Below are 23,561 nucleotides of genomic sequence, written 5' to 3'. Positions count from 1 at the left end.
GTATCAGTAATCAACAGCTGTGTTCCGATCTCATCCTCTGGCCAAGCTCTGGAGAAGCTGGTTGCGGAGTGAGTCACCGCGACGCCCTGTGCTGCGTTGGAACCGCCTTCAAAAGGCCGGATTGCTTTTCTTTTGCATTGCCGTAGCCCTGGTCTCCAGCTGGCCTTGGCTGGTGGAACCCGACTTACGACCTGGAATTCCAGCACCATCCGATTCGATTGCTCCGAAGGCAGCGCGGGTGGTGGATAGCGAAGCACTTGAACAAAGACGATCCAGCTTGATGCCCAACACCTTTGTGCAGGTGGTGGATGAGCAGCAATCAAGACTCCTCAAGCTCAGACTTGAACGTCATCTCGCCGAATTGGAACGCGTCGCGAGAAGCCAGAACGTCGACCGAATTGGCCCCGTCAATCTGACCACAGACGAGCAATTTTGGCTGGAAAAACGCTCGCAAAACGATCGCAAAAACTGGGACATGGCGATCCGCAGGGCTGTCGATCGGATGCTCAGTCAAGGGCTTGTGAACACGCTGGCGATTGAACAGCTCCAAAAGGCTTCCTCACTGCAACTCGAAGCTCTGGGAGCTGAGGACGCTCCAGCCAGAACCCTCGGCAGCAAGATCGCCACAACGACGCTTCAAGGAGCTAGCAACCTTCAGACCGATCCCCTGCGCAGTCAAAGACTGATCGAAGAACTGATCACGAAGCAGGGGATTCCAACCATCGAAGTCAAAGCTGGCGATCTGATTACCCGCAAAGGCGAACCGATTAGCTCCCAGGCCTATGACGTGCTCGATTTCTTTGGGCTGATCAATCGCAGTCCCAAGCTGGGGATCTGGTTGTTGCGTTTCACCGAAGCTCTCGCGAGTTGCGGAGTGATGCTGCTTGTGATGAAACGGGAAAGGCCCTGCCTTGAGGCCTCCCATGGGTTTCTGGCAATCGGCCTGCTATTGATCAGCCAATTCAGCAAGATTTGGTTTGGTGCAGCGGTGAGCCCACTGGCGGTGATCGTGCCACCCACTCTGCTTTTAGCTCAAGGCCTCGGAACTACCAGTGGCCTGGCATGGATGGCGGTGAGCTGTTTGCTTTGGCCGACTCCAGTGAGTGGATTGGGCGAAGGCCGGCTGCTGATCACGGCTGCCGTGGCTGCGATCGCCGCCATTCAAGCCGGACGATTACGCAGCCGAGCGCAGTTATTGCAACTGGCCGTGTTGCTGCCACTGGGTGCGTTAGTCGCCGAAATGGTGGTGCTGCGTCAACCCTTTGAAGCCGTGAACCTGTCCTGGACACGGCTCAGACCCGATGCCGGAGAACTTGCGTCAGAAGCCCTACTGATGGGTCTGCTGATGATGCTCACGATCCTGCTGATTCCGCTTCTGGAAAGCTCATTCGGCCTGCTCACGCGGGCCCGTTTGATGGAACTGGCCGATCAAGAGCGCCCGCTGCTACGCCGGTTGTCATCAGAAGCACCTGGAACGTTTGAGCACACGCTGATGATCTGTGGGTTGGCAGAAGAGGGAGCTCGTGCCATCGGAGCCGATGTGGATCTGATCAAAACAGGATCCCTCTATCACGATGTGGGCAAACTCCATGCCCCGAACTGGTTCATTGAAAATCAAACCACCGGTGAAGAGAATCCACACACCAAATTGAACGACCCGGTCGCGAGTGCCGGAGTTCTCCAAGCCCATGTGGACGAAGGCCTAAAACTGGCCCGGCGCTACCGCTTGCCGCGGCCGATCGCGGATTTCATTCCGCAGCATCAAGGCACCTTGCGCATGGGCTTTTTCCTGCATCAAGCCAAGCAAAAGGATCCAACGGTTTCAGAACACTTATTCCGCTATCGAGGCCCCACTCCTCGCTCGAAAGAAACCGGAATCTTGATGCTGGCTGATGGCTGTGAGGCCGCGTTGCGATCACTCCCCCCCGACACCAGCGACAGAGAGGCGCAAACCACGGTGAAGCGCATCGTGGAAGCGCGCCTATCCGACGGACAACTCAGTCAAAGCAGTCTCAGTCGCGCCGAAGTTGATCTGGTGATGCATGCTTTTGTGCGCGTCTGGAGGCGCATGAGGCACCGACGGATTCCCTACCCAATCCCAGCGAAACGCAGCTTTAGCGCCTAAGCACCTCCTAGGGCCATGGCAGGGGAGAGCGAACCCGAATGCGTTCACCGCTGAATGGGTCAGAAAAGCTCAAGCCAAGCGCATGCAGGTGCAGACGATCCAAAGAAGCGCTCAACCCAGGCGTTGCATAAATCGGATCGCCGATCACAGGCAATCCAATCGCCGCCAAATGCGCCCGCAATTGATGGGAGCGACCTGTACGAGGAGCGAGCCATAGACGTGAGCGATCATCACCCAGCTGGGCACAACGCCACAAGGTCAAGCAGGAGCGTCCATCCCGGTGAGGGCCATAACGGGGTGGGTTAGTCGACACACGCGCCAAGGGAAAGCGCACCGCTCCTGAACATGATTTGGGATGACCATGCACGTCGGCTGCATACAGCTTGTGCACTTTGCGATCAGCGAACAAACCTCCAAGAATTTTCAAGCTCTCTTGATCCCTAGCCAGCAACAACAAACCGGAGGTATCGCGATCGAGACGATGAACGAGCCGGAGCTCTGGCCGAACACCTTGTAGACGGGTGATCAAGGAATCGCTCTGGGAATCACCAAGGCCGGGCTGGCTCAACAAACCGGAAGGCTTCTCGACCACCAAAAAATGAGGATGCCAGACATGAACCCAAAGCCCTGCGAGGGATCGTGCTTCAGACGATTCCGATGCCTCGGACATCGCTTAGAGGCGACCACCACGTCGATGGCCCGGACGACACCAATAAAGCAAGACCATCACATTGAGGACGCCCAACACAATCGAAGCCACCCCCAACACAATCGCTTGTTCGCCACCTCCAAATGCCAGCAAAGAGAGGCGCACAATGCCGTAGGGCAGAGATCCAGCCAAGGCCATCGACAACGAGACGATGGCCAAAATCACGCCCCAGTGACGCTCACAGAGCAAACCAGCAGAGGCCACGATCCCAACGATTGCCGCAGGCCAGGCCAACGCGAACGCCACGCTGATCGTGGCGGCCTGAAGGCTGGATGTTCGGAAAGCAACAAGACCAATGACTGGCAATGCCAGTAAATTCCCGATTAGTCCAAGCCAGGTCATCAACCAATAGCCGGGCAACTTGGGACCCATCGAAGATCAGACCAGGAATTGCCACCGTAAACACCGGAGTGTCAGTTCTCGTCATCCAGCAAAGTCTCAAGGGTGGCGAGCAGCAAGGCAATCGCTTCTGCCCTGGTTAAGGCAGCGTCACTGACCTCATCCACCCAGCCCTGGCAGAGCGTTTCAATTTCCTCAAACAAAGGGCCAGCACTACGCAGTGCCTCCATGACAGCGGCTGAGGAGGTTTCATCCCGTTCATCACCATCCATCACCACATAACGACGTCCGTCTTCCCCCATGTAGGTCAGACGGCCCTCTGCATCGATATTGGGACCCGTAATAGGCGTGATCGGTGCGTCCTCATCCATCGCCTAACCCCGCTGCAGCAGAGCTCTTGGGAGCAAGTCGCCTCAAGCGATCGCCACAAAAGCCTCGAAACAATGCCTTGACTTCAGCCATCGGTAATCCCTGCACCAGCCTTGCCTCAATTTCATCGCGGCGCTGGGACTGGTGATACAACCGCAATTCCTGAAACGAACTCAACGATTGCTTCGCGATCTGGGCAAGGGCGCTGCCAATCAGATGATCTGGCAAGAGAGGCCCCTGTTGACAATGCTGCATCACGTGCGCTGATTCATGGGCCAGCACAGTCCAAACGTGAGCAGGATCGTTCTCAAGGTTGTTCGAGCACAAGAGCAAGACATTGCGTCCGGTATGAAAGGCACCAAAGAGCCCAGGGGGGCAGTCTTTGGCCACCAAGGTTTGCGTACCTGCCCGCCGCAGAAGAGAGGAATAGCTACCGATATCAGCCCATGACTGGGCATTCACTGGAGTTCCAAGCGAGCTTGCCCCCATCCAAGGGGCCCCCATCACAACGAGAACCAGCCACGAGGAACGAAGAACGGATTGCCACATCAACGACCCAGCCGACGCCTGATCTCATTCAAGACACGGGAGAGATAAATGAGAATGCACGGTTTCGGATCTACAGATTTGCGCCAGACCCAACCCCCTGCCCTGACTCAACGTCAGACAGGCAAGGCCCAAACGTGCAAATACTGTCAGTGCTGGATCAAACGCTCAACGCTGGGGACTTTGTCGCGGAACGACTGCTCGCGATCCACTCGCGTATTGAGGCGAAGAGTGGTGTGAATCCTCGGCACCCCCTCGCCATGCAGGCGCTCATGACAGCGCTTCACGCAAGCAAACACTGCATCCCAGTCCCCCTCAATCGCCGTTCCATTGGGCCCGAGCTCGTACTCAAGCCCCGACTCTTTGATCAGCTCATGACAAATCGCCACCCACGGCGCCAGCGAACCTTCAAGCCCCACAGGCACAACACAGAGATCCACGCTCACATTCATGGCATTCGAGCTCAATGGACCGAGGTGTTCTCTCCTCCATCACGAAGACAAGCCTGGGGGTAGCGAATCGTTCTCCAAGCGCCACAGCTTGTTTGCACCTCCAAGCCGATCCCACGCTGCTGAATGGAGAGATCACGCCCCTGACCAGAACACCAGCTCTGGGCCGCCGCTTCAGCGGCATCCATCGATTCATAGGGAGCGTCAAGCACAGGATGAGGACTGCCATCCAAAGCAATCAATCGATATAAAGAACGAACAAGTTTTGACAATGTTCCAATCACGCATCTGTCCCCAGTCTTCCACTTCTATGCGACAGAATCAAAGACGAAGCTAGAAGACAGCCGAAACGTCACGTTCAGCTCACGATGAGCCACCCAAAACTCCTAGTCGCCTTTGAACAACTGATGGCACGCGCGCCTTCGGCCCTGTTCAAACGTGCGCGACGCCTCTATCTCGACAAATACCCCCTAGACGGTCGCGATTCCAGCAGTGCATTGCGCTTGTTTGTGGCGAAAGAACGGGTCGAAGAATGGGTCGAGCCAGACCCGGAAACAGCACCCACAGGGAAGATTGCTGTCGTAACGATTCGGCCAACACTGCTCTCTTTGGTGCACTGGCAACAGAACGATCCAGCATCAGAACAGACATGTGCCGACTACCTCGAAAACACCTGGGGACTAGATCCCAGCTGTTTTAAGGCGGTCAACGAGCCCTGGTTTAGGAACGGGGGTTATCAGAGCCAAGCACAGGCCCCTGAGGGGTTGATCTGGACCCGCCGCTCTGCCTTCACAGATCACAATTCCAGAGACAGCCAGGAGGCAAACGAGGCTCCGTAACAATGACAAGGGCTGAAAACAAAGGAAAACCTGTAGGCCGAAAGATCGAGCAGCGGCCACCGCTAACCCGGAATTAAGCCTTGAGTGAAAATTCCATGAGAGCCCCTGCTGCTGAACGCTACGTACTGCGTGAAAACTGCACTGGCAGCTACTTGAGCCTGAATCATCAAACCCAGTCGATTGAAGGGGTGTCCAGCGTGGAAGCGGCTTGGAACTATCACAGCCATGAAGGGGCTGTGAACCACGCCTTATTAATCGGCCAGACCCATGGAGAAACGCCTGACGTGGTCAAACTCGCTTAGAGCTCATCCTCGACGCTGGTTTTGATCAAACAATCGCTGAGGGGATAGCTCACACAAAGCAAGGACAACCCCTTCGACATCTGATCGTCATCCAAAAAGCTTTGATCAGCCTGATCAACGCTTCCTTTGAGGATCTTTCCAGCGCATGTGCTGCACGCACCAGCTCGACAGGAATAGGCCAGATCAATGCCTTGCTCCTCGGCTGCATCGAGGATGTATTGATCATCGGCGCAACTAAAGCTGGATCCACCCTCGATGCTGATTGTGAAAGAAGCCATGACTCAATAAGAGATCAGCTTCTTGATAACGAGGTTTGAGTGCACAGTCTTGGATCGTCAGAGATCCTTAACGCTTAATCGCGAGCATCACCCTGGAATGAAGTGCCTCAGCCGGCGAGACTCAGGAGCCATTTGCTGTTGGAGATCGGCGGCACTGGCGTTGGTTTGCTCACGTTGCTGAGCCTGAAAGACATCGTCTTCGGTGATCGTGAGACCACGCGATTGGGCCAGAGTGATCAACTCCTCCAACGGCAATGGCTGGGCAAGTTGCGCTGCCAAATCCGGATCGTCATGACGTGAGCCAAGCAATTGATCGAGATCTTGCAGCGACATAGCCCAGGGGCAACTGAACTTGATTTACACCAGCGCCCCACCCTTTCAAGGTTCAGCCCGCAACAACCTGACACCGTTTCAGGCACAGTCATCCTGAAGTCAGCATCATGCTCAGACAAGAAACAGCCTTCTCGCTCACCATGGGTTCCCGATGGCGTGTCATCGAAGCGGTGGCCCTACCAATGCTCACCCTTTTATTCCTGGGACTTTGGCAGGGATTCCGTCATCACACCGAAGCCATGCGCGCCCTTCGACGTCAACTTCATGAGCTTGAGCAGCAACACACTGAGGTGAACAACACCAGCCTGATGGAGGAACAACTGGAGTTCCTGCAACGCCGCCAACAATCCCTCGAAACACAAATTGGAGACATGAGGCGAGCCCAGCAGCGATGGCGCATGCAAGAACGGCAACGGATGCAGCGCTCAGAGCCGACGCCGCCACCATCGATGGACTTCATCCCTATCCCTTAACCGCATCCCCACTGGCACTGGGAAGAATGAAACGCTGAAGCAGCACAAACATCACCAACACGGGAAGGATCGACACCACAGAGCCGGCCGCAACAATCCGCCAATCAAGAGAAAAACTGCTGGCCAATTGCTGCAGTCCTAGCGGCAAGGTGAACAGAGCTGGATCATCCAGGATCACCAAGGGCCAGAGGAAGTCACTCCAGGTACCGATAAACACGAACATCGCCAGGGTGATCAGATCAGCCTTAGCGGCAGGAATCATCACGTTCCACCATTCGCCGAGCTTGCTGCAACCATCGATGCGTGCAGCTTCTTCCAGCTCAACGGGGACACCAAGAAAGCTTTGACGCAAGAGATACAGCCCAAAGGCGGTTGCCGCCTGAGGAATCACAAGGGCGATCAGGGTGTTGCGCAAGCCAAGCTGAACCATCAGTAGATACAACGGAATCATCACCACCTGGAAAGGGATGAGAATCGTTGCCACCACAAGGGCCAAGACAAGCCCCCGACCAAAAAAGCGCATACGCGCCAGGGGGTAAGCCGCCAGGGAGCAGAACAGAAGATTCGCCACCACTGCAAGGAAGCTGACAACTGAGCTGTTGACGATGTAGGTCCAAAGCGGGTTATCACGAAACAGCCTCCCGTAGGCATCGAGGCTGGGCTGGGTCGGAAAGAGCGAAGGCGGACTCGTGAAGATGTCCTCAGCAGGGCCTTTCAAAGACGTGCTCACCAGCCATAGAAGCGGAACCAGCACAGCAAGTGCCAGCAGGATCAACAGCAACAGCTGCAGCAGGGGAGCTGGACGCAGGGTGGATTTGAGCGACATGGGCCCTAATTAATGAACAGGGCTTGAATCCAGCGCAGCCATATCCCGTTGCGGATGAATAGTGGGTCCTGCTGTTCCTGCAACAAGACGATTCAGAGCATTCACAAAGGCTTCAGCGGCGGCCACCACCACATCCGTATGCGCGGAATGACCGGAATAGAGATGGCCATCTCGACGCAGACGAATGGTGACATCACCCATGGCATCAATGCCTTCTGTGACCGACTTCACAGAAAACTCCACCAATTCATTGGGCTCACCTGCCAGTTGGTTGAGAGAACGGCAAACGGCATCCACCGGTCCGGTACCAACAGAAGCTGCGGTTTGCTCCTGGCCGTTCTCATCGGCGAGGGTCACCGTGGCTGTTGGCTGAAGACTGCTGCCACAGCTCACCTGCACCAGCTTGAGCTGATATTTGGCATCAGGTTGTTGCACCTGAACGCTGACGATCGATTCGAGATCGCGGTCTGTAATTTCCCGCTTGCGATCAGCAAGGTCCTTGAAGCGGGCAAAGGCATCATCAAGGTCCTCACGGCTGAGGTCATAGCCGAGCTCTTCGAGGCGGGCCCGAACAGCGCTGCGGCCGCTGAGCTTGCCCAACGAGATCCGATTATCGGTGAGCCCAACCGTGCGCGCATCAACGATTTCGTAGGTGAGCCGGTTTTTCAGCACACCGTCTTGATGGATTCCCGATTCATGAGCGAAGGCATTGGCACCCACAATCGCCTTATTAGGTTGCACCACCATTCCGGTCAGATTGGAGACCAGGCGAGAGGTCTTCGTGATTTCCTCCGTACGCACTGCAGTGAGCGGGGTTGGTGAATCCTCCTCACGTCCAAAGAAGGAATTGAAATAGCGCCGGCGCACATGCATCGCCATCACAAGCTCTTCCAAAGCAGCGTTACCGGCGCGTTCGCCGATGCCATTCACGGTGCACTCCAGCTGACGCGCCCCCGATTTCACGGCCTCTAGGAAATTGGCAACTGCCAGCCCAAGATCGTTGTGGCCATGCACGGAAATCACCGCGTCATCAATGTTTGGCACATGCTGATTGATACCAGCAATCAAATTCCCAAATTCAGAGGGGGTGGTGTAGCCCACCGTGTCTGGAATGTTCACGGTGCTAGCACCAGCAGCGATGGCCGCTTCGATCACCTCGTACAAAAACTCAGGGTCGCTGCGACCCGCGTCTTCACAAGAAAATTCAACGTCATCCACAAAGGAGCGGGCGTAGGCCACCATCTCTGGAACGATGCCGAGCACATCTTTACGGCTCTTGCGCAACTTGTGTTCGAGGTGGATATCACTGGTGGCAATAAAGGTATGGATGCGTCGTTTAGGGGCCGGTGCAACAGCGTCAGCGCAGGCCTTGATGTCGCCGCGAGAGGCGCGGGCCAAACCACAGATGATCGGGCCATTTTCACCACCAACCTGTTGGGCAATGCGCTGCACAGCAGCGAAATCTCCATGACTCGCAAACGGGAATCCAGCCTCGATGACATCCACGCCAAGACGGGCCAGTTGCTGGGCAATCGCAAGCTTCTCCTCAAGATTGAGGCTGGCCCCTGGGGATTGTTCACCATCTCTAAGAGTGGTGTCGAAGATCAAAACGCGACCTGGATCCTTGGCCATGGCTAAAGCCTCGAAGGGTTTTAGTCGGAATGACTATGAGTTACGCCACTCTAAGCGAGACGGGCGTTACGAGCCGGCTGTTTTAGGGAGAAATGCCGGTACATTCAAATGACTAACAGAGAGAGTGAGCATTGGCCCAAGGAGCACTAGCCCTTGTTCTCCATGCGCACCTTCCTTACGTGCGGGCAAGCGAGGCGAACTCGCTCGAAGAAGACTGGTTTTTTCAAGCGCTTGTCGAGTGTTATCTCCCACTTTTGGAGATGTTGGAGTCTGCGGCGAGCGACCCTGCCCAGCAAGCACGCCTCACAATGGGGATCTCACCGACCCTGTTGTCGCTGCTTGCAGACAACACACTCCACAAACGCTTCCCAAGCTGGGTTCAATCACGTTTGCTGCTGCTGCAACAGGCCCCCAGCGATCGCAAAGCAGCTGCCGTGCACCTGCAGAGCTGCTTTGAGCGCTATCTCCTGAGCTGGCAGAACAGCAATGGTGATCTGATCAGCCGTTTCCGAGCCCTGCAACGACAAGGATTGCTCGACCTGCTCACCTGCGGGGCAACCCACGGCTACTTGCCACTGCTGCGAGAACATCCAGAAGCGGTGCGGGCCCAGTTGCGCACGGCAGTCCGCGAGCACCAACGCCTGATCGGCGAACAGCCTCTAGGGATCTGGCTGCCGGAATGCGCCTATTACGAGGGGCTGGATCGCTGGATGCGCGATGCCGGACTGCGCTACGCGGTGCTCGATGGCCACGGACTTCTCCACGCCAAACCAAGGCCGAGGTATGGGGTTTACGCGCCGATCTGCAGCCGCAACGGTGTGGCCTTTTTCGGGCGGGACAGTGACGCAACGCTGCCGGTCTGGTCTGCTCGCGATGGCTACCCCGGTGATCCCGCCTACCGCGAATTCCACCGCGATCTGGGCTGGGATCTGCCGCAAGAACAGATCGAATCCTTTGGCTTACCCACCCAACGCCCCCTCGGCCTCAAACTGCATCGCGTGAGTGATCAACGGGCTCCCCTTGAGGCCAAACAGCCCTATGAACCTGAGCTCGCTCAGGCCCGCACAACAGACCATGCCAAGCATTACCTGGAGGGGCGGCGCCTCCAACTCGAAGCCCTTGAAGAGCGCATGGATAACGCCCCGTTGTTGGTGGCACCCTTCGATGCTGAATTGTTTGGACATTGGTGGTTCGAGGGTCCATCGTTTCTGGCTGAGCTCTTCCGCCAAGGACCGGAGCAGCAAGTGAGGTTCACCACCCTGCGTGGCGTGCTCGACCAACAACCCAACCTGCAAATCTGCGATCCCTCCCCTTCCAGCTGGGGACAGGGGGGATTTCACGATTATTGGCTCAACGAAAGCAACGCCTGGATCATTCCGGAGTGGAGCCGTGCGGGACGAGCGATGAAAGAGCGCTGCAGTCGTGGGGTGGGAAGTGAAATCGGCATGCGCATGCTCGATCAAGCGGGCCGCGAACTGCTGCTCGCACAGTCGTCGGACTGGAGCTTCATCCTTCGGGCGGGAACCACAACCGACTTAGCCAAAGAACGCATCAAGCGGCACCTGGAACGGTTCTGGACCTTGATGGCCTGCATCGATGGCCGAGACAGGATGAACGACGCTTGGCTAAGTGACGTGGAGGCGGAAGATTCTCTGTTCCCCTTGATTCAGCCTGCTGATTGGAAACGCGTGGCAATTAACAGCTAAACAACTCATCAAGAGATCAAGACGACTTCGCGGGCGCCCCAAGCACCAACCCTCTCCGAACATCCCAAGGCGAAATCGCAAAGAGGCGCAGCATCACACCCATCAAGCGAGGTAGGGGCAACGTGTTGGTGAGAAAACCGCTCCACTCCTCTTGGGGCAATTGAAAAAAACTGGTGAAGTGTCGGCGCAGTAATTGTTCATCGAAACCCATCAAGCGGCCCAGCCCAAACTGAAATAAGCGGTGACGAAGCACCAATTCCCAAGGCCACAGCGCCTGCCAACCAAGACGAGCCAAATCTGCTGAACTAAGCCTGGGTTGTTGCTTCAGTGCCGCGGCCAGGGCATCCGCCAATCCAGGTCCACGACGAAGCAAAGCCCCCAGCATGTAGCCCGAGGCTGGATGCACCATGCTCGCCGCGCCGCCGAAGGCAACCAACGGTTGATTGAAATCCGGCAGCGGCAAATTCATCGGGAACAAGCAATGCTCTACCTCCATGACCTCAGTGATTTCCACATCCGCGTTGGCTAGACGTTGTGTTAATCGCTGCTTCAACACAGCCTCAGAGACAGCCGGTGCCAAGGCCAGCGACGTTTCCTCCACAAAAAACACCCCGTCACCGAAATCCATCGCATACAAGAAGGTGGGGGGCTCGTTGCGTTGCTCCGCAGTGAGGTGATCACAGCGAAAATCCATCAACACAAAGCGGCCTGGGTCGACCGGAGGCTTGCTGAAGCGACCCACCACGCCATAGGCAGCCTGGCCAGCCACTGGCCCCTGATCTGGCCGACGAATATGGGAACTGCGATGCCCTGAGGCATCGATCACCACCCGAGCCATGAGCTGCAACCCCGATGCGCAATGCACGCTGGTGACAGCACCCTGCAACTCGATGCGCTCAACACGGTCTTGATGCCAGGTCATGCCCTGGCAATACCCCAGCCAATGCTCCTGAAGCTTTTGGCGATCAAACAGCCCGTAATCCATCCCATGGGGCGTGGGTTGATCTTCTGAGTCCGAGCCACCAGCGCCATAAAAACTCACCGTGTTGCTCCAGCGGTGCTCGAGCAAATGTTCGAGACCCAACAGCTCCAGTTCCTTTGCCCAGATCCCATAGGTGTTCGGCCAAGGTGCCTCCACCGAATTCGGTGCAATTCCCTCGACCAAAACCCCGCGCCGATGTAGCTCTGAGCTGATGCAAAGGGCGGCAGGACCGCCCCCAATCACCAAAACATCCGCGCAATCGGCCAAGGTCAACCCTCAGCTGATGGGTCAGACGACTCTTCTGGAGTGGGTGCCTGTTCAGCAACAACGTCAGGTGCGGTATCGCTGTTGGGGTCACCGGCGGAATCGGATTCGGTGTCGTCATCCGTTTCGGCCTCAGGTGGAACCAGCACCACATCGGCTAAACGGTCGCCCTTATCCAGCCGCTGCAAGCGAACGCCAGTAGCTGCGCGGGATTGCTGGGGAATGGCATCAGCGCCAGTGCGCACAATCACTCCCTTTTCACTCACCAGCAGCAGCTCCTCTCCGGCTCCCAGCACCCGCAAACCCACAAGCTCATCGGCATCGGTGCGGAACTTCATGGCGCGCAGCCCCATCCCAGCCCGTTTCTGCAAACGGAACTGGGTCACCGGCACCCGTTTCCCTAAACCGGAGGCCGAGGCCACCAGGACCCAAGGGCCCTCGGCTGCAGCGGTTTCGCCGCCATCGCTTCCCTCGACGTCCTCATCGACACTGGCAGCGATTTGATCAGCCAACTCCACCGGCAGTACATCCATACTTACCAAGCTGTCGCCCTCTCGCAAATTCATCGAGCGCACACCACGAGCTGTTCGGCCTAGGGGCCGCAACTCGTTATCACTGAGCCGGAAGTGAATCGTCATTCCCGCCCGTGAGCCAATCAAGACGCTGTCTCCTGGCACAGCAAGCCGCACCCATGTGAGGGCATCACCCTCTTCCAAACCAATGGCAATCAAACCGTTGGAGCGGATGTTGCTGAAGGCCGAAAGCCTGGTGCGCTTGATGTATCCACCGGTGGTGAGCATCAACAAGTCGGTGTCATCGTTGAACTCCGACACGGCCAACAAGGACGTAATCGCTTCTTCCCGAGGGATCGGCAACAGCTGCACAATCGGAGTGCCCTTTGCAGTCCTGCTGCACTGGGGAACGCGATAAGCAGGAACGGCATACGACACACCCCGATCGCTGAACAGCAACAAGGTGTCGTGGTCGTTGCAGCCAATGAACAACTTGACCGCTTCTTCTCCTTGACTGCGCGTACCGGCCTTGCCTCGGGTGCCACGACTGGTGGCTTCAAATTCACTCACCGGCATCCGTTTGAGATATCCGGTTTCGGTAAGAAGCACCACAGAACGCTCATTAGCGATCAGATCGATGTCTTCCAGGCCACCAGCAAGATCAAGGATCTCGGTGCGGCGAGGAACGGCGTGGCGATCTCGCAGCTGCCCCAGTTCATCTTCAATGATTCCGAAGACCCGCTCCCTGCGGCCAAGAATGTCCTTGTAGTCGGCGATCTTGGTGACCAAATCCTCATGCTCAAGGCGGATTTTGTCAGCCTCTAAAGCAGTCAGACGCCGGAGTTGCATCTGCAAGATGGCATCTGCTTGCACAGCAGACAGGCCATGGAGCTCCTGCAACTGCGTGCGCGCTGTTGCCGTATCGGGTGCTGCACGAATCAGGGCAATGATCGGATCGAGTTGGTCCAGGGCCAGGAGCAAGCCCAAGAGGATGTGATCGCGCTCTTCAGCCTTCCGCAGCAAATAGCGCGTACGACGTTCAATCGTCTCAACTCTGAAGTCGAGGAACACCTCGAGCATCTTGCGCAATGTGAGCAAAATCGGCTCACTGTTGACCAACGCCAGCATGTGGGCGCTGAAATTGCTCTGAAGTGGGGTGAGTTTATAGAGATTGTTCAGCACCACCTGCGGATAAGCATCGCGACGCAGCTCCACCACAACGCGCATGCCATCGCGATCACTCTCATCGCGAATATCGGAAATACCTTCCAGCTTCTTGTCGTTGACCATCTCAGCGATGCGTTCAATCATCGCCGCCTTATTCGTTTGGTAAGGCAGGGCCGTGATCACCACCGCATCACGATCCGGGCGACCGGGCGCCTCGATCGTTTCGATACCAGCAACCCCTCGCATCGTCACCGAGCCGCGCCCGGTGAGGTAGGTCTCACGAATTCCGCTGCGACCCAGAATTTGTCCGCCGGTGGGGAAGTCAGGTCCAGGGATCAGAGCCATCAGCTCCTGATCCGTGATCTCAGGGTTTCGGATCAAAGCCAACAAACCCGTAATCAGCTCTCCAAGGTTGTGCGGGGGAATGTTGGTGGCCATGCCCACCGCAATCCCTGCTGATCCATTGAGAAGAAGCTGGGGAATCCGCGATGGCAGAACGGTGGGTTCTTGCTGCGAGCCATCGAAATTGTCGGCGAAGTCAACCGTTTCAGCCTCGATATCTTCGAGAAGGCTGTCGGTGGTGAGCGCCTGCAACCGCGATTCCGTGTACCTCATGGCAGCAGGTGGATCGTTGTCGACCGAGCCGAAATTTCCATGGCCATCGATAAGCGGCATGGACATCGAGAAATCCTGGGCCATGCGCACGAGCGCGTCGTAAACGGCCGTATCACCGTGAGGGTGGTACTTACCCAGCACCTCACCCACCACACGGGCACACTTGCGGTAGGGCCGATCGCTGGTGAGCCCAAGCTCGTACATGGCGTACAAAATTCGCCGGTGCACAGGTTTGAGACCATCTCGAGCGTCGGGTAGCGCACGCCCAACGATCACGCTCATCGCGTACTCCAGATAGGAGCGCGACATCTCGTTGCGCAAATCTGTCTGGATGATCCGATCGTCGGATTCGCCGGGACCGCCGCTGCCGGGTCCCACTGGATCCGCCATACAAGACCTATTTGCCTTAAGTCAGCTTATCGCGAGAAGGAAGATGCAAAACGTCAGCTTTTGCTGCGTCTTCAAAACAGCACGTGACAACGCCCTTAAGCTTGCGCAACTCGCTAAGTGCTGCTGAAGCCATGGAAACCGATCCGATCAATCCGGCATCCTCTGACTCCAGTCCATCGATGGAGATCAAAAGTACCGAGCCGATCGAATCAGGCGAAGCAGCAGCCGCTCCAGTACCAACCGATCCCGTAGTCGCTAACGCAACAACCCCGCTTCAATCCGAAAACAAAGCACCAGACCCTGTGACAACTCAGGAGCCTGTCGTCGCATCGCATTCAACACCCGCAGCCGCCGAGCCCACAGAAGCCGAGCCAGCAAAAGCCGAGCCAGCAAAAGCCGAGCCAGCAGCATCCGAAGCGATCGCTGAGCGCATCCAGGTTGCAGCCACAACCTCATCCAGTACCGACGACAACTCCAGCGAGGGTGGGGAATGGGACCTACTCAGCTCCAAAGTCCGGCAGTGGTGGGATGACAACAACCTCGTTGACCTCTGGCAACGCTCCCGCAGGCCCCTGTTTTTGGTCGTTGGCTTGATTGCGTTGACCCTGCTCATCAGGATTTACAGCGGAGTCTTAGCGGCGATTGGCACCATCCCTCTCGCTCCAAGATTGTTTGAACTGGTTGGCCTGGGTTGGATGATTTGGTTCTCCGTGACACGACTGATTCGCAGCGAAGAAAGAAAAGCTCTGCTTGCAAATCTGAGCAGCATTTGGTCCGCCTTCAGGGGCTCGGTTCGACCCTGATCACTGCCACGCAATGCATGACCAGTTGGTAGTTTGTGCTGATCTTTAGTACGACTAGCGGTGGACATTCAGCTCGGACGCTCCAAAGTTGTTCGCCGGGCCTATGGCATCGATGAGATCGCCTTGGTGCCAGGGGGTCGCACGGTTGATCCGGAGGTCACCAACACCAGCTGGTCACTGGGAGGAATTGAACGAGAAATCCCGATCATCGCCAGCGCGATGGACGGGGTGGTGGACGTGGGAATGGCGGTACATCTCTCCCAACTCGGAGCTCTTGGTGTCTTGAATCTGGAGGGAATTCAGACCCGCTATGAGGACCCCACCGAGGCCTTGGATCGCATCACATCCGTCGGCAAGGACGAATTTGTGCCGTTGATGCAAGAGATCTACAGCCAACCCGTTCAGGAAGGCCTGATTCGCAAGCGAATTGAAGCGATCAAATCTCAGGGCGGAATTGCGGCTGTGAGCGGCACCCCAGTGGCGGCCTTGCGCTTTGGCAAGGCAATTGCAGAGGCGGGGGCCGATCTGTTTTTTGTCCAAGCCACCGTGGTCTCCACCGATCACATCGGTCCAGAAGGGCAAGAGACCCTCAATTTGGAAACGCTTTGCCGCGACATGGGTGTGCCCGTGGTCATCGGCAATTGCGTCACCTACGAAGTCGCCCTGCAACTCATGCGCGCTGGTGCTGCAGGCGTCATGGTGGGGATTGGCCCTGGTGCAGCTTGCACCTCCCGTGGTGTCCTCGGCGTCGGCATTCCCCAAGCCACCGCTGTTGCCGATTGCGCCGCTGCACGCTCTGACTATGAAAAGGAAAGCGGTCGCTACGTCCCGATCGTGGCTGATGGAGGAATCGTCACCGGTGGTGACATCTGCAAGTGCATCGCCTGTGGTGCTGATGCCGTGATGATTGGATCGCCCATCGCCCGCTCAGAAGAGGCACCAGGCCGTGGATTCCACTGGGGGATGGCCACTCCAAGCCCAGTGCTACCTCGGGGCACTCGAATCAACGTTGGCAGCACCGGCAGCCTCGAACGCATCCTGCGAGGTCCAGCCAAACTTGATGATGGAACCCACAACTTGCTCGGTTGCCTGAAGACATCGATGGGCACTCTTGGAGCACGCACCATCAAGGAAATGCAGAAGGTTGAAGTGGTGGTGGCGCCATCACTGCTCACAGAAGGCAAGGTGTATCAAAAAGCCCAACAATTAGGAATGGGGAAATAAGCATTAATCTCAGGATGTGCGGGCTGCGGCCCACACACTCCTCACACCCCCCGGCCCGACGCGTTCGGGCTTTCTGTCTTCACCTGACGGCTCGCGGCTCGACCCAAAACCGTCACAGATCTGTAGAGCCCCCAAAGATTCCGAGAAAACTTGGGAAGTGGTTGCTAAATTCACTTGGTAACGACGACAAATGGAATGTCCAGCGCTACCGCTGTAACCGACGCATCCTTTGAACAGGATGTCCTTCAAAGTGACGTTCCGGTCTTAGTTGACTTCTGGGCTCCCTGGTGTGGCCCTTGCCGCATGGTGGCTCCAATTGTTGACGAGATCTCCAAGGAATTCGAAGGCAAAATCAAAGTCTTCAAGCTCAATACCGACGAGAACCCGAACGTCGCTAGCCAATACGGGATTCGTAGCATTCCTACGTTGATGGTGTTCAAGGGCGGGCAGAAGGTTGACACCGTCGTTGGCGCAGTTCCCAAAGCCACGCTCTCCGGCACGATTTCGAAGCATCTCTGACCCGTAGCTGGTCTTCTCCATTCGCATTGCAACTGATCCCCATGTCTCGTTCAGTTCAGACCATTGGACTGATCGATTACGGCATGGGGAATCTTTTTTCTGTTCAAACCTGTTTTAAGCGCTTGGGGAGTTCCCTCAAGGCTGTGCAACATCCTGGGGATTTAGAAGGCTGTCAGGCCTTGATCCTTCCTGGGGTGGGCGCGTTTGATCCAGCGATGGATCGCTTAGAAGCCACAGGGCTGATTCCTAAATTGATTGCTTGGAACAAAGCAGATCGTCCACTCCTTGGAATTTGCTTAGGTTTACAGCTGTTGTTTGAGTCCAGCGAGGAAGGCCAACGCAAGGGTCTTGGCTTGCTCCCTGGACGTGTCAAACAGCTTCCCAAGGAGCAGGGAGAGCGCATCCCTCACATGGGCTGGGGAAGGCTGCAGATCGATCGCCCCTCACCCCTTCTTCCAGATCCGTCCAGCGCTGAATGGATGTATTTCGTTCATTCATTTGCCGCTGTGCCCGAGGACACTCAGGATCGAGCTGCAAGCGTGGAATTCGGATCAGGTCATGCCACGGCTGCGGTCTGGCGCAAACGGCTGGGGGCCTGTCAATTTCACCCTGAGAAATCGGCCCTTACAGGGCAGCATTTGCTGTCGAGATGGCTGGAATGGCTGCACCAGGGCGCTCCGTTGATGCCGTGAGCGGCCTGCTACGTCTCAGCGGAGGCCGTCGCTTACGCAGTCCTGTTGGAACCAATACCAGACCCACCACAGCCCGTGTCCGCGAAGCAGTGATGAACATGCTCGCCTCAGAGCTGCAGGATGCCTCCTGGCTAGACCTTTGCAGCGGCAGCGGCGTCATGGGGTGCGAAGCGATCGAACGCGGCGTGAGCAGGGTTTGGGCCGTGGAGAAGGATCCCAAAACAGCATCCATCTGCCGAGACAATCTCGTGATGATCGCGGGAGGGCGATCACCCTCTCCTGCCATTGAAGTGATCCGTCGAGATCTGGTGAGCTGGCTTAAAACGGGCCGTCCAAGCGCCCTAACCGCCTTCGATGTTGTCTATTTCGATCCTCCCTATGGATCAGACCTTTATGAACCCACCTTGCTTGCATTGCTTGAGGGCAACTGGGTGAGCAGCCAGGGATTGGTGATTTGTGAACATGCCCGCCATCAACAATTGACCCCACCGGCGCCCTGGCGGGTGATGGATCAACGCCGGTATGGAACAAGCGCCCTCTTGCTGCTCAGCCCCCCAGAGCACTACCCCGGCGGTACTGATTCCAAGCGGCAACAAACAACCCCATCAGGGTGATCGGGATCAAACCCAACACAATGCCGCAAAGAAGGGGTTCGATCATGCCGTCGCGCGCAATGAAAAGATCAAGCACAATTGTTTCATAATCTGGTCTCTTCTGTGACGGCACCGTCATCAACTGCTGCAGCAATCCCAGAGCGGAGTCGAGGGCTCATCGCGGCCCTTACCGTTTTCGCGGCGATGGCTTGCATCGTGTTGTTGGTCTGGATGCTGGGCAACACGCGACAAGATCCATACACCAAAGCAACTCTTGCCCTGGAAGGATCGGAGCAGCACGGCGGTCAGATGTTCCGCATCAATTGCGCCGGATGTCATGGCATCGCAGCCCAGGGACTGGTTGGACCGAGCTTGAAAGGCGTCAGTGATCGGCGTAAGGACATGCAGATCATTCACCAGGTGGTGAGTGGTGAAACACCACCCATGCCCCGCTTTGAAATCGAGCCTCAAAACATGGCTGACCTGCTCGCCTATCTCAAAACACTCTCTTGACATTGGCTGTGGTGCTGGTCGAGCCAGCGGGACCTCTCAATGTGGGCAGCGTGGCCCGATTGTGTGCCAACTACAACATTCAAGATCTCAGGCTGGTGGCACCCCGTTGTGATCCAGGTGATCCGGATGCTGTGCGCATGGCTGTCCACGGTGATGCCGTTCTTCAAGACGCCGCGATTTTTCCCTCGTTGATCGAGGCCGTCGCGGATTGTCATCAGGTGGTAGCCAGTTGCGGGCGGATCGATCACGGCGAGATCCCCCTGCAATCACCCGAGGAGATCGCGCCCTGGATTCAATCGGCCAGGACGCAAGGCCTGCGCTCGGCCCTGGTGTTTGGACGGGAGGATCGAGGGCTCTCCAATGACGAACTCCTGATCAGCCATCGGGTTTTTAAGTTGCACACCGGAGATGTCTACCCATCTCTCAACCTCTCCCATGCCGTGGCAGTGGTTCTGCATGAACTGGAGCGGGAACGGCGCTTGCCGGCTAAACCTGATGCGCCAGTCAGTGAGATCCCTGCCAGCGCTCCTGAGCTGGATGGCTGCTTGCGTGATGCAGAAGACCTTCTGCTCGAGGTGGGCTTCCTCCTGGACCACACAGCAAGCGCTCGGATGGCCAAGGTGAAAGGGCTCGTGCAACGGGCCCTGATTCGCAGCGATGAGGTGGCCCTCTTGCGCGGGATGGTGCGTCAATTGCGTTGGGCAGCGAGGCGCAACCGCCCGTAACCTCAGGCTCTCCTGCACCCCCCCCCTTGGCCTCCAGTCGTTCCAGTCAAAAGCCCCCTGGTTGGGGACGTCCCCTGAGGTTGCTGCTGCGACTGGTACTGATGGGTGTGGGCCTGGGCGTCATCACAGGCTCTGCCCTGAAGCTTGCGGGTCCTGCTGTCCAGCGCAGAGATCTCACCCTTCCCAGCTGGCTCACGCCAAGGGTCAAACCGGACCAGCCAGTCCAGAGCGATTCAAAGCCTGCCATTTTGAATCCCCCGAGCAGCACAGACACGCTCGGACGCTTCGAGACCAAACAAGAGCTCACCGCCTTAAGCAAACGCTGGGAGGCGCTAGCAGCCCAGGACCCAGATCTTCAAGTGAGTGCCTTCATGCTGGCGCTCGACGATGGCCGCTACGCCCAACTCAATCCAGACACGGCATTGCCGGCCGCTAGCGCCATCAAAACGCCAATCTTGCTTGTAGCTATTGAAGAAATTGATGCGGGCAGGCTGAGCTGGAATGAACCGCTCACCCTCAGCAAAACGGTGGTGGGAGGCGGCGCCGGCTGGATGGCCAGCAAGCCACTTGGGACTCGCTTCCCAACCTATGAAGTAGCCACCGAGATGATTCGCGTCAGCGACAACACAGCCACAAATCTGCTGATTGAACGGGTGGGAGGACAAGCGGATCTGAACGAGCGCTTCAACAGCCTGGGACTCAGTGCGACCAAGGTGAACAACTGGCTGCCAGACCTCAAAGGCACCAACACCACCAGCGCCCGTGATCTAGCCAGAGCGATCGCCCTCGTGGATACCGGAGACGCGCTCTCGATTCGCGGCCGCGATCTCTTTCGCGAAGTGATGGGCACCTCCGTCACCAATCGGCTCCTCCCCGGTGGACTCCTGAAGGGCCTGGGGGGCTCCCAGGGGAAACCCGATGACAGCCTGATGATTAAGGGCTATCGCGTGTTGAACAAAACCGGCGACATCGGGATCGCTTACGCCGATGCTGGACTGATCGAACTTCCCGATGGTCGCCGTGCCGTTGCTGCCTTCGTTGTGAAAGGTCCCTTCAATGATCCCCGCTCCACAGAGCTGATCCGAAACATGGCTGCCGCCATGGCACCGGTGCTCAAACCCAAGCCAGCGCCTCCACGTCAACGCTGATCCTGTTTTCACCATGCGTCATTCTTTGCTGCTGGCCGTCGCGGCCTTCTGCCTTATCACCATCCCGGGCACGCCATCCAAGGCGGACAACCAGGAGGCGGATTCATTGGTTCGTCAGCAGCAGCTGCGTCCACTTCCAGGCCAATTGGATGAACGACTACTGCTCAATGACAACAACCCCGAGCTGATCACCGGTGAAGGGGTGCTGCTGTCCACCTTTCCAACCAACCAAGGGCTGGATGTGGCCTTTGACGGCCGTTTTGATCTGTTCAGCCACCACGTTTACGCCGGCAAAGCCGAGGAGCTCGCCTCCACCCTCTGGCTGGCAGTGCTTGCCCAACCACTAGGAGACGAACCCGTCACGATTGACGTAATTAGCGGCAGCACCTCCTTATCTCAGGCGACCAAACCAGGGCAAACAGCAGCCCCGTTCCTACCCCTGCCCGCATTCATGGCAGAAACCACCACCCCAATCGCCTCTGGACCAGGGAGCCGGGTGGCTGGGGACTTACTCCGAGGCGATCAGGCTCCTGAGCTTCCCAAGCAAATCAAGCTTGCCCCTGGACATGCCAGTGCACTTTTGGTCCTTCCGATTCCCGTAGCAGGGCTTGACCCACTGCTCAACGGCCGCAATCTGCAGCTTCGGCTGAAGAGTTCTGCACCGGTGTATCTCGCAACGGTAGCGGCCTACGGCAACAACGACTCGCCACCCAGCGATCAACGCTGGAGAGCACTGCTGAGCGCCGGGACGCGAAGCCCGAAAGAGCATCAGCCCACGCCACGGGGCAGCAAGGGTCGGATGATTTACTCGAGGGTGAGCGGCGTCCAGATCGGCAGCACCTGGACCGGAACCTTGGCAGATCCAGGCTCCAAAACCCTGAACATCAATGAAGCGCCGATCTCATGGCCGATCAGCAGCCTGGAGCGAGGTGACCTCGGCACCGCTCAAGTGCAAACTGCTGAACTGAAAAGATTTGACAAGGGAACGGCCTGGGCCGCCCACGGAAATTACGGCGTGGAATACGACCTCACCCTTCCGTTACGCAACCCTGAGCGCAGCTCTCGAACGGTGGCGATCGCCCTGGAGTCCCCCGACAAACGGGGTAGCAGCAACAGCCAATTGCAGTTCAAACCTGGCGGCAGCGGACCGGTCATGTTTCGCGGCCCCATTGAGGTAACGGGTCTGGATGGAGCCAACGGAAGGGCGATGGGCCGGAGGCGCTTTCACCTCGTTTTGCGACGTGGTCAAGAAGGACCACAGCTTGGGACGGTGTCTCTAGCTCCAGGAGAGAGCCGAAGGGTGCGTGTACGACTGGTTTATCCCGCAGATGCCACACCACCGCAGGTGCTCACCGTGCTGCCTGTGAAACAATCCAATTCATCAACCGACGTTCACCCGTGAGTTCACCGCGCAAGCGCAGAGTCTTTCCCTTCACCGCCGTCATCGGCCAGGAAGAGATGAAATTGGCGCTGCTGCTCAACGTGATCGACCCGCGCATCGGCGGCGTGATGATCATGGGAGACCGGGGGACGGGCAAATCCACCACGATCCGAGCGCTTGCAGACCTGCTGCCCGGCATTGAGGTGGTTGCAGGCGATCCCTACAACAGCTCTCCGACCGATCCTGACCTGCAAAGCAGTGACGTGAGGCAGCGCTTGGAACACGGCGAAGCACTTGGCACTGAACAACGCCAGGTGCCCATGGTGGACCTTCCCCTTGGCGCCACAGAAGATCGCCTCTGCGGGACGATCGACATTGAAAAAGCATTGAGTGAGGGCGTCCGCGCCTTTGAACCAGGTTTGCTGGCCAAAGCCAACCGGGGCCTGCTCTACGTCGACGAAGTCAACCTGCTCGATGATCACCTGGTTGACGTTCTGCTCGACTCCGCAGCCTCTGGCTGGAACACAGTGGAACGCGAGGGTGTCTCCGTGCGTCACCCCGCCCGCTTCGTGTTGATTGGATCAGGAAACCCGGAAGAAGGGGAGCTGCGCCCCCAACTGCTCGATCGATTTGGAATGAGTGTGGAAGTGCGCACCGTTCGCGATCCACAATTAAGAGTGAAAGTGGTGGACCAGCGAACGGCCTTCGACAGTGACCCCGACGCCTTCAGCATGAGCGTGACGGCCGGCCAAGATGCCCTGCAGGCCAGGGTGGTGGAAGCGCAGCAACGCCTTGAGCAGGTCACCATTGACGATGACTTGCGCCTCAGCATCTCATCGGTCTGCGGGGAATTGGACGTGGATGGCTTGCGTGGCGACATTGTGACCAATCGGGCAGCACGTGCCCTAGCCGCCTTTGAGGGGCGCACAGAGGTCAGTGAGGACGATGTTGCCCGCGTGGTGTCTTGCTGCCTGCGCCATCGACTGCGCAAAGACCCTTTAGAACAAATTGACTCCGGCGATCGGGTGGTCAAGGTGTTCTGCAAGGTGTTTGAGCGCAATGAATCGAGTGATCGCTCGGAGTTCGAACTGGCCTTGGCCAGCTAGT

The 23,561-nt window shown here is 57.3% G+C and carries 27 protein-coding genes and 1 pseudogene; 15 read left to right on the top strand and 13 right to left on the bottom strand.

Annotated features, from left to right (window positions below; translation table 11 throughout):
• Nucleotides 1-19: 19 nt before the first annotated feature.
• Nucleotides 20-2,125 carry an HDIG domain-containing metalloprotein gene (locus tag SIC18_RS07815; RefSeq protein ID WP_413429233.1) on the top strand — a complete coding sequence of 702 codons (2,106 nt, stop codon included), beginning with the start codon at nt 20-22 and terminating at the stop codon, nt 2,123-2,125.
• Between the two features lie 7 nt (nt 2,126-2,132).
• Here SIC18_RS07815 and SIC18_RS07810 read toward each other — a convergent pair whose 3' ends face one another.
• The 6 genes from SIC18_RS07810 to SIC18_RS07785 form a co-directional block, all read right to left on the bottom strand.
• Nucleotides 2,133-2,795: an RluA family pseudouridine synthase gene (locus SIC18_RS07810; protein ID WP_048346225.1), complete on the bottom strand. Its 663-nt coding sequence runs from the start codon at nt 2,793-2,795 to the stop codon at nt 2,133-2,135.
• A 3-nt stretch (nt 2,796-2,798) separates the two neighbouring features.
• Complete coding sequence (locus tag SIC18_RS07805; RefSeq protein ID WP_048346224.1) at nt 2,799-3,206, bottom strand: hypothetical protein; 408 nt, start codon at nt 3,204-3,206, stop codon at nt 2,799-2,801.
• Nucleotides 3,207-3,247: 41 nt separating this feature from the next.
• Entirely contained in the window at nt 3,248-3,544 is a 297-nt protein-coding gene (locus SIC18_RS07800; protein WP_250394931.1) for a hypothetical protein, read from the bottom strand.
• Nucleotides 3,537-4,091, bottom strand: a complete 555-nt coding sequence (locus SIC18_RS07795; RefSeq protein WP_053068516.1) for a hypothetical protein — start codon at nt 4,089-4,091, stop codon at nt 3,537-3,539. The genes SIC18_RS07800 and SIC18_RS07795 overlap by 8 nt, the downstream gene beginning before the upstream one ends.
• 146 nt (nt 4,092-4,237) lie before the next feature.
• Entirely contained in the window at nt 4,238-4,540 is a 303-nt protein-coding gene (locus SIC18_RS07790; RefSeq protein ID WP_048346222.1) for an MTH1187 family thiamine-binding protein, read from the bottom strand.
• Nucleotides 4,541-4,551: 11 nt separating this feature from the next.
• On the bottom strand, nt 4,552-4,809 hold the full coding sequence (locus tag SIC18_RS07785) for a hypothetical protein (protein WP_048348081.1): 258 nt from the start codon (nt 4,807-4,809) through the stop codon (nt 4,552-4,554).
• 96 nt (nt 4,810-4,905) lie between these two features.
• Here SIC18_RS07785 and SIC18_RS07780 point away from each other — a divergent pair, with 96 nt between their 5' ends.
• Nucleotides 4,906-5,376, top strand: a complete 471-nt coding sequence (locus SIC18_RS07780; RefSeq protein ID WP_250394929.1) for a hypothetical protein — start codon at nt 4,906-4,908, stop codon at nt 5,374-5,376.
• Nucleotides 5,377-5,471: 95 nt separating this feature from the next.
• On the top strand, nt 5,472-5,678 hold the full coding sequence (locus SIC18_RS07775; protein WP_048346220.1) for a hypothetical protein: 207 nt from the start codon (nt 5,472-5,474) through the stop codon (nt 5,676-5,678).
• On the opposite strand, the gene SIC18_RS07770 is transcribed toward SIC18_RS07775, so the two are convergent.
• Both SIC18_RS07770 and SIC18_RS07765 read right to left on the bottom strand, forming a co-directional pair.
• Nucleotides 5,675-5,956 carry a 2Fe-2S iron-sulfur cluster-binding protein gene (locus tag SIC18_RS07770; RefSeq protein WP_011618915.1) on the bottom strand — a complete coding sequence of 94 codons (282 nt, stop codon included), beginning with the start codon at nt 5,954-5,956 and terminating at the stop codon, nt 5,675-5,677. The two genes, SIC18_RS07775 and SIC18_RS07770, sit on opposite strands and share 4 nt — an antisense overlap.
• Nucleotides 5,957-6,043: 87 nt before the next feature.
• Nucleotides 6,044-6,289 carry a Nif11-like leader peptide family natural product precursor gene (locus SIC18_RS07765; protein ID WP_011618914.1) on the bottom strand — a complete coding sequence of 82 codons (246 nt, stop codon included), beginning with the start codon at nt 6,287-6,289 and terminating at the stop codon, nt 6,044-6,046.
• Nucleotides 6,290-6,429: 140 nt separating this feature from the next.
• Between SIC18_RS07765 and SIC18_RS07760 the strand changes: the two genes are divergently transcribed.
• Entirely contained in the window at nt 6,430-6,762 is a 333-nt protein-coding gene (locus SIC18_RS07760; protein ID WP_413429232.1) for a hypothetical protein, read from the top strand.
• Here the strand turns inward: SIC18_RS07760 and SIC18_RS07755 are convergent.
• Together SIC18_RS07755 and SIC18_RS07750 are read right to left on the bottom strand one after the other, a co-directional pair.
• On the bottom strand, nt 6,752-7,588 hold the full coding sequence (locus tag SIC18_RS07755; protein WP_250394927.1) for a carbohydrate ABC transporter permease: 837 nt from the start codon (nt 7,586-7,588) through the stop codon (nt 6,752-6,754). The genes SIC18_RS07760 and SIC18_RS07755 overlap by 11 nt on opposite strands.
• Nucleotides 7,589-7,597: 9 nt before the next feature.
• Nucleotides 7,598-9,220 carry a 2-isopropylmalate synthase gene (locus tag SIC18_RS07750; RefSeq protein WP_413429231.1) on the bottom strand — a complete coding sequence of 541 codons (1,623 nt, stop codon included), beginning with the start codon at nt 9,218-9,220 and terminating at the stop codon, nt 7,598-7,600.
• Between the two features lie 131 nt (nt 9,221-9,351).
• Between SIC18_RS07750 and SIC18_RS07745 the strand changes: the two genes are divergently transcribed.
• Entirely contained in the window at nt 9,352-10,926 is a 1,575-nt protein-coding gene (locus SIC18_RS07745; RefSeq protein WP_048346217.1) for a glycoside hydrolase family 57 protein, read from the top strand.
• Between the two features lie 16 nt (nt 10,927-10,942).
• Here the strand turns inward: SIC18_RS07745 and crtL are convergent, their stop codons facing one another.
• Both crtL and gyrA read right to left on the bottom strand, forming a co-directional pair.
• Entirely contained in the window at nt 10,943-12,175 is a 1,233-nt protein-coding gene (crtL, locus tag SIC18_RS07740; RefSeq protein WP_413429230.1) for a lycopene beta cyclase, read from the bottom strand.
• A 2-nt stretch (nt 12,176-12,177) separates the two neighbouring features.
• Complete coding sequence (gyrA, locus tag SIC18_RS07735; protein WP_048346216.1) at nt 12,178-14,856, bottom strand: DNA gyrase subunit A; 2,679 nt, start codon at nt 14,854-14,856, stop codon at nt 12,178-12,180.
• Between the two features lie 83 nt (nt 14,857-14,939).
• Between gyrA and SIC18_RS07730 the strand changes: the two genes are divergently transcribed.
• The 5 genes and pseudogenes from SIC18_RS07730 to rsmD all read left to right on the top strand — a co-directional run.
• Entirely contained in the window at nt 14,940-15,659 is a 720-nt protein-coding gene (locus SIC18_RS07730) for a CAAD domain-containing protein (protein WP_413429229.1), read from the top strand.
• A 60-nt stretch (nt 15,660-15,719) separates the two neighbouring features.
• The gene (locus tag SIC18_RS07725; protein ID WP_048346214.1) at nt 15,720-16,883 is read left to right on the top strand and encodes a GuaB3 family IMP dehydrogenase-related protein; all 1,164 of its coding nucleotides are present in this window, start codon (nt 15,720-15,722) and stop codon (nt 16,881-16,883) included.
• Nucleotides 16,884-17,078: 195 nt separating this feature from the next.
• Complete coding sequence (trxA, locus tag SIC18_RS07720; RefSeq protein WP_011618905.1) at nt 17,079-17,402, top strand: thioredoxin; 324 nt, start codon at nt 17,079-17,081, stop codon at nt 17,400-17,402.
• A 41-nt stretch (nt 17,403-17,443) separates the two neighbouring features.
• Nucleotides 17,444-18,094 (top strand): imidazole glycerol phosphate synthase subunit HisH, encoded by a 651-nt coding sequence (gene hisH / locus SIC18_RS07715; RefSeq protein WP_250394923.1) that lies wholly within the window; start codon nt 17,444-17,446, stop codon nt 18,092-18,094.
• Nucleotides 18,052-18,582, top strand: a pseudogene (gene rsmD / locus SIC18_RS07710) (16S rRNA (guanine(966)-N(2))-methyltransferase RsmD); the annotation flags it as partial. The gene hisH and the pseudogene rsmD, both read left to right, overlap by 43 nt.
• A gap of 58 nt (nt 18,583-18,640) precedes the next feature.
• Here rsmD and petG read toward each other — a convergent pair.
• A complete protein-coding gene (gene petG, locus SIC18_RS07705) occupies nt 18,641-18,754 on the bottom strand; it encodes a cytochrome b6-f complex subunit V (RefSeq protein ID WP_071778027.1) in 114 nt (37 codons plus the stop codon).
• A gap of 56 nt (nt 18,755-18,810) precedes the next feature.
• Between petG and SIC18_RS07700 the strand changes: the two genes are divergently transcribed.
• The 5 genes from SIC18_RS07700 to bchI are packed head-to-tail and all read left to right on the top strand — an operon-like array spanning nt 18,811 to nt 23,560.
• Nucleotides 18,811-19,200, top strand: a complete 390-nt coding sequence (locus SIC18_RS07700; protein ID WP_413429227.1) for a c-type cytochrome — start codon at nt 18,811-18,813, stop codon at nt 19,198-19,200.
• An 8-nt stretch (nt 19,201-19,208) separates the two neighbouring features.
• Nucleotides 19,209-19,925, top strand: coding sequence for an RNA methyltransferase (locus SIC18_RS07695; protein WP_413430524.1), 717 nt, complete (start codon nt 19,209-19,211; stop codon nt 19,923-19,925).
• Between the two features lie 26 nt (nt 19,926-19,951).
• Entirely contained in the window at nt 19,952-21,073 is a 1,122-nt protein-coding gene (locus tag SIC18_RS07690) for a serine hydrolase (protein ID WP_413429226.1), read from the top strand.
• 13 nt (nt 21,074-21,086) lie between these two features.
• Nucleotides 21,087-22,475, top strand: coding sequence for a DUF3370 domain-containing protein (locus SIC18_RS07685; RefSeq protein WP_048346209.1), 1,389 nt, complete (start codon nt 21,087-21,089; stop codon nt 22,473-22,475).
• Complete coding sequence (gene bchI / locus SIC18_RS07680) at nt 22,472-23,560, top strand: magnesium chelatase ATPase subunit I (RefSeq protein WP_011618897.1); 1,089 nt, start codon at nt 22,472-22,474, stop codon at nt 23,558-23,560. The genes SIC18_RS07685 and bchI overlap by 4 nt, the downstream gene beginning before the upstream one ends.
• The last annotated feature ends 1 nt before the right edge of the window (nt 23,561 follow it).

Source organism: Synechococcus sp. Cu2B8-bc1011 (genome assembly GCF_047302735.1).
Classification (GTDB): Bacteria; Cyanobacteriota; Cyanobacteriia; order PCC-6307; family Cyanobiaceae; genus Synechococcus_C.
This window is presented reverse-complemented; position numbering and strand designations above follow the sequence as displayed.

Excerpts from the sequence above, each read along its gene's own strand:
- SIC18_RS07810 (WP_048346225.1), bottom strand. The coding sequence starts at position 2,795 with ATGTCCGAGGCATCGGAATCGTCTGAAGCACGATCCCTCGCAGGGCTT.
- SIC18_RS07805 (WP_048346224.1), bottom strand. The coding sequence starts at position 3,206 with ATGGGTCCCAAGTTGCCCGGCTATTGGTTGATGACCTGGCTTGGACTA.
- SIC18_RS07800 (WP_250394931.1), bottom strand. The coding sequence starts at position 3,544 with ATGGATGAGGACGCACCGATCACGCCTATTACGGGTCCCAATATCGAT.
- SIC18_RS07795 (WP_053068516.1), bottom strand. The coding sequence starts at position 4,091 with ATGTGGCAATCCGTTCTTCGTTCCTCGTGGCTGGTTCTCGTTGTGATG.
- SIC18_RS07790 (WP_048346222.1), bottom strand. The coding sequence starts at position 4,540 with ATGAATGTGAGCGTGGATCTCTGTGTTGTGCCTGTGGGGCTTGAAGGT.
- SIC18_RS07780 (WP_250394929.1), top strand. The coding sequence starts at position 4,906 with ATGAGCCACCCAAAACTCCTAGTCGCCTTTGAACAACTGATGGCACGC.
- SIC18_RS07775 (WP_048346220.1), top strand. The coding sequence starts at position 5,472 with ATGAGAGCCCCTGCTGCTGAACGCTACGTACTGCGTGAAAACTGCACT.
- SIC18_RS07770 (WP_011618915.1), bottom strand. The coding sequence starts at position 5,956 with ATGGCTTCTTTCACAATCAGCATCGAGGGTGGATCCAGCTTTAGTTGC.
- SIC18_RS07765 (WP_011618914.1), bottom strand. The coding sequence starts at position 6,289 with ATGTCGCTGCAAGATCTCGATCAATTGCTTGGCTCACGTCATGACGAT.
- SIC18_RS07760 (WP_413429232.1), top strand. The coding sequence starts at position 6,430 with ATGGGTTCCCGATGGCGTGTCATCGAAGCGGTGGCCCTACCAATGCTC.
- SIC18_RS07755 (WP_250394927.1), bottom strand. The coding sequence starts at position 7,588 with ATGTCGCTCAAATCCACCCTGCGTCCAGCTCCCCTGCTGCAGCTGTTG.
- SIC18_RS07750 (WP_413429231.1), bottom strand. The coding sequence starts at position 9,220 with ATGGCCAAGGATCCAGGTCGCGTTTTGATCTTCGACACCACTCTTAGA.
- gyrA (WP_048346216.1), bottom strand. The coding sequence starts at position 14,856 with ATGGCGGATCCAGTGGGACCCGGCAGCGGCGGTCCCGGCGAATCCGAC.
- trxA (WP_011618905.1), top strand. The coding sequence starts at position 17,079 with ATGTCCAGCGCTACCGCTGTAACCGACGCATCCTTTGAACAGGATGTC.
- hisH (WP_250394923.1), top strand. The coding sequence starts at position 17,444 with ATGTCTCGTTCAGTTCAGACCATTGGACTGATCGATTACGGCATGGGG.
- petG (WP_071778027.1), bottom strand. The coding sequence starts at position 18,754 with ATGATCGAACCCCTTCTTTGCGGCATTGTGTTGGGTTTGATCCCGATC.
- SIC18_RS07685 (WP_048346209.1), top strand. The coding sequence starts at position 21,087 with ATGCGTCATTCTTTGCTGCTGGCCGTCGCGGCCTTCTGCCTTATCACC.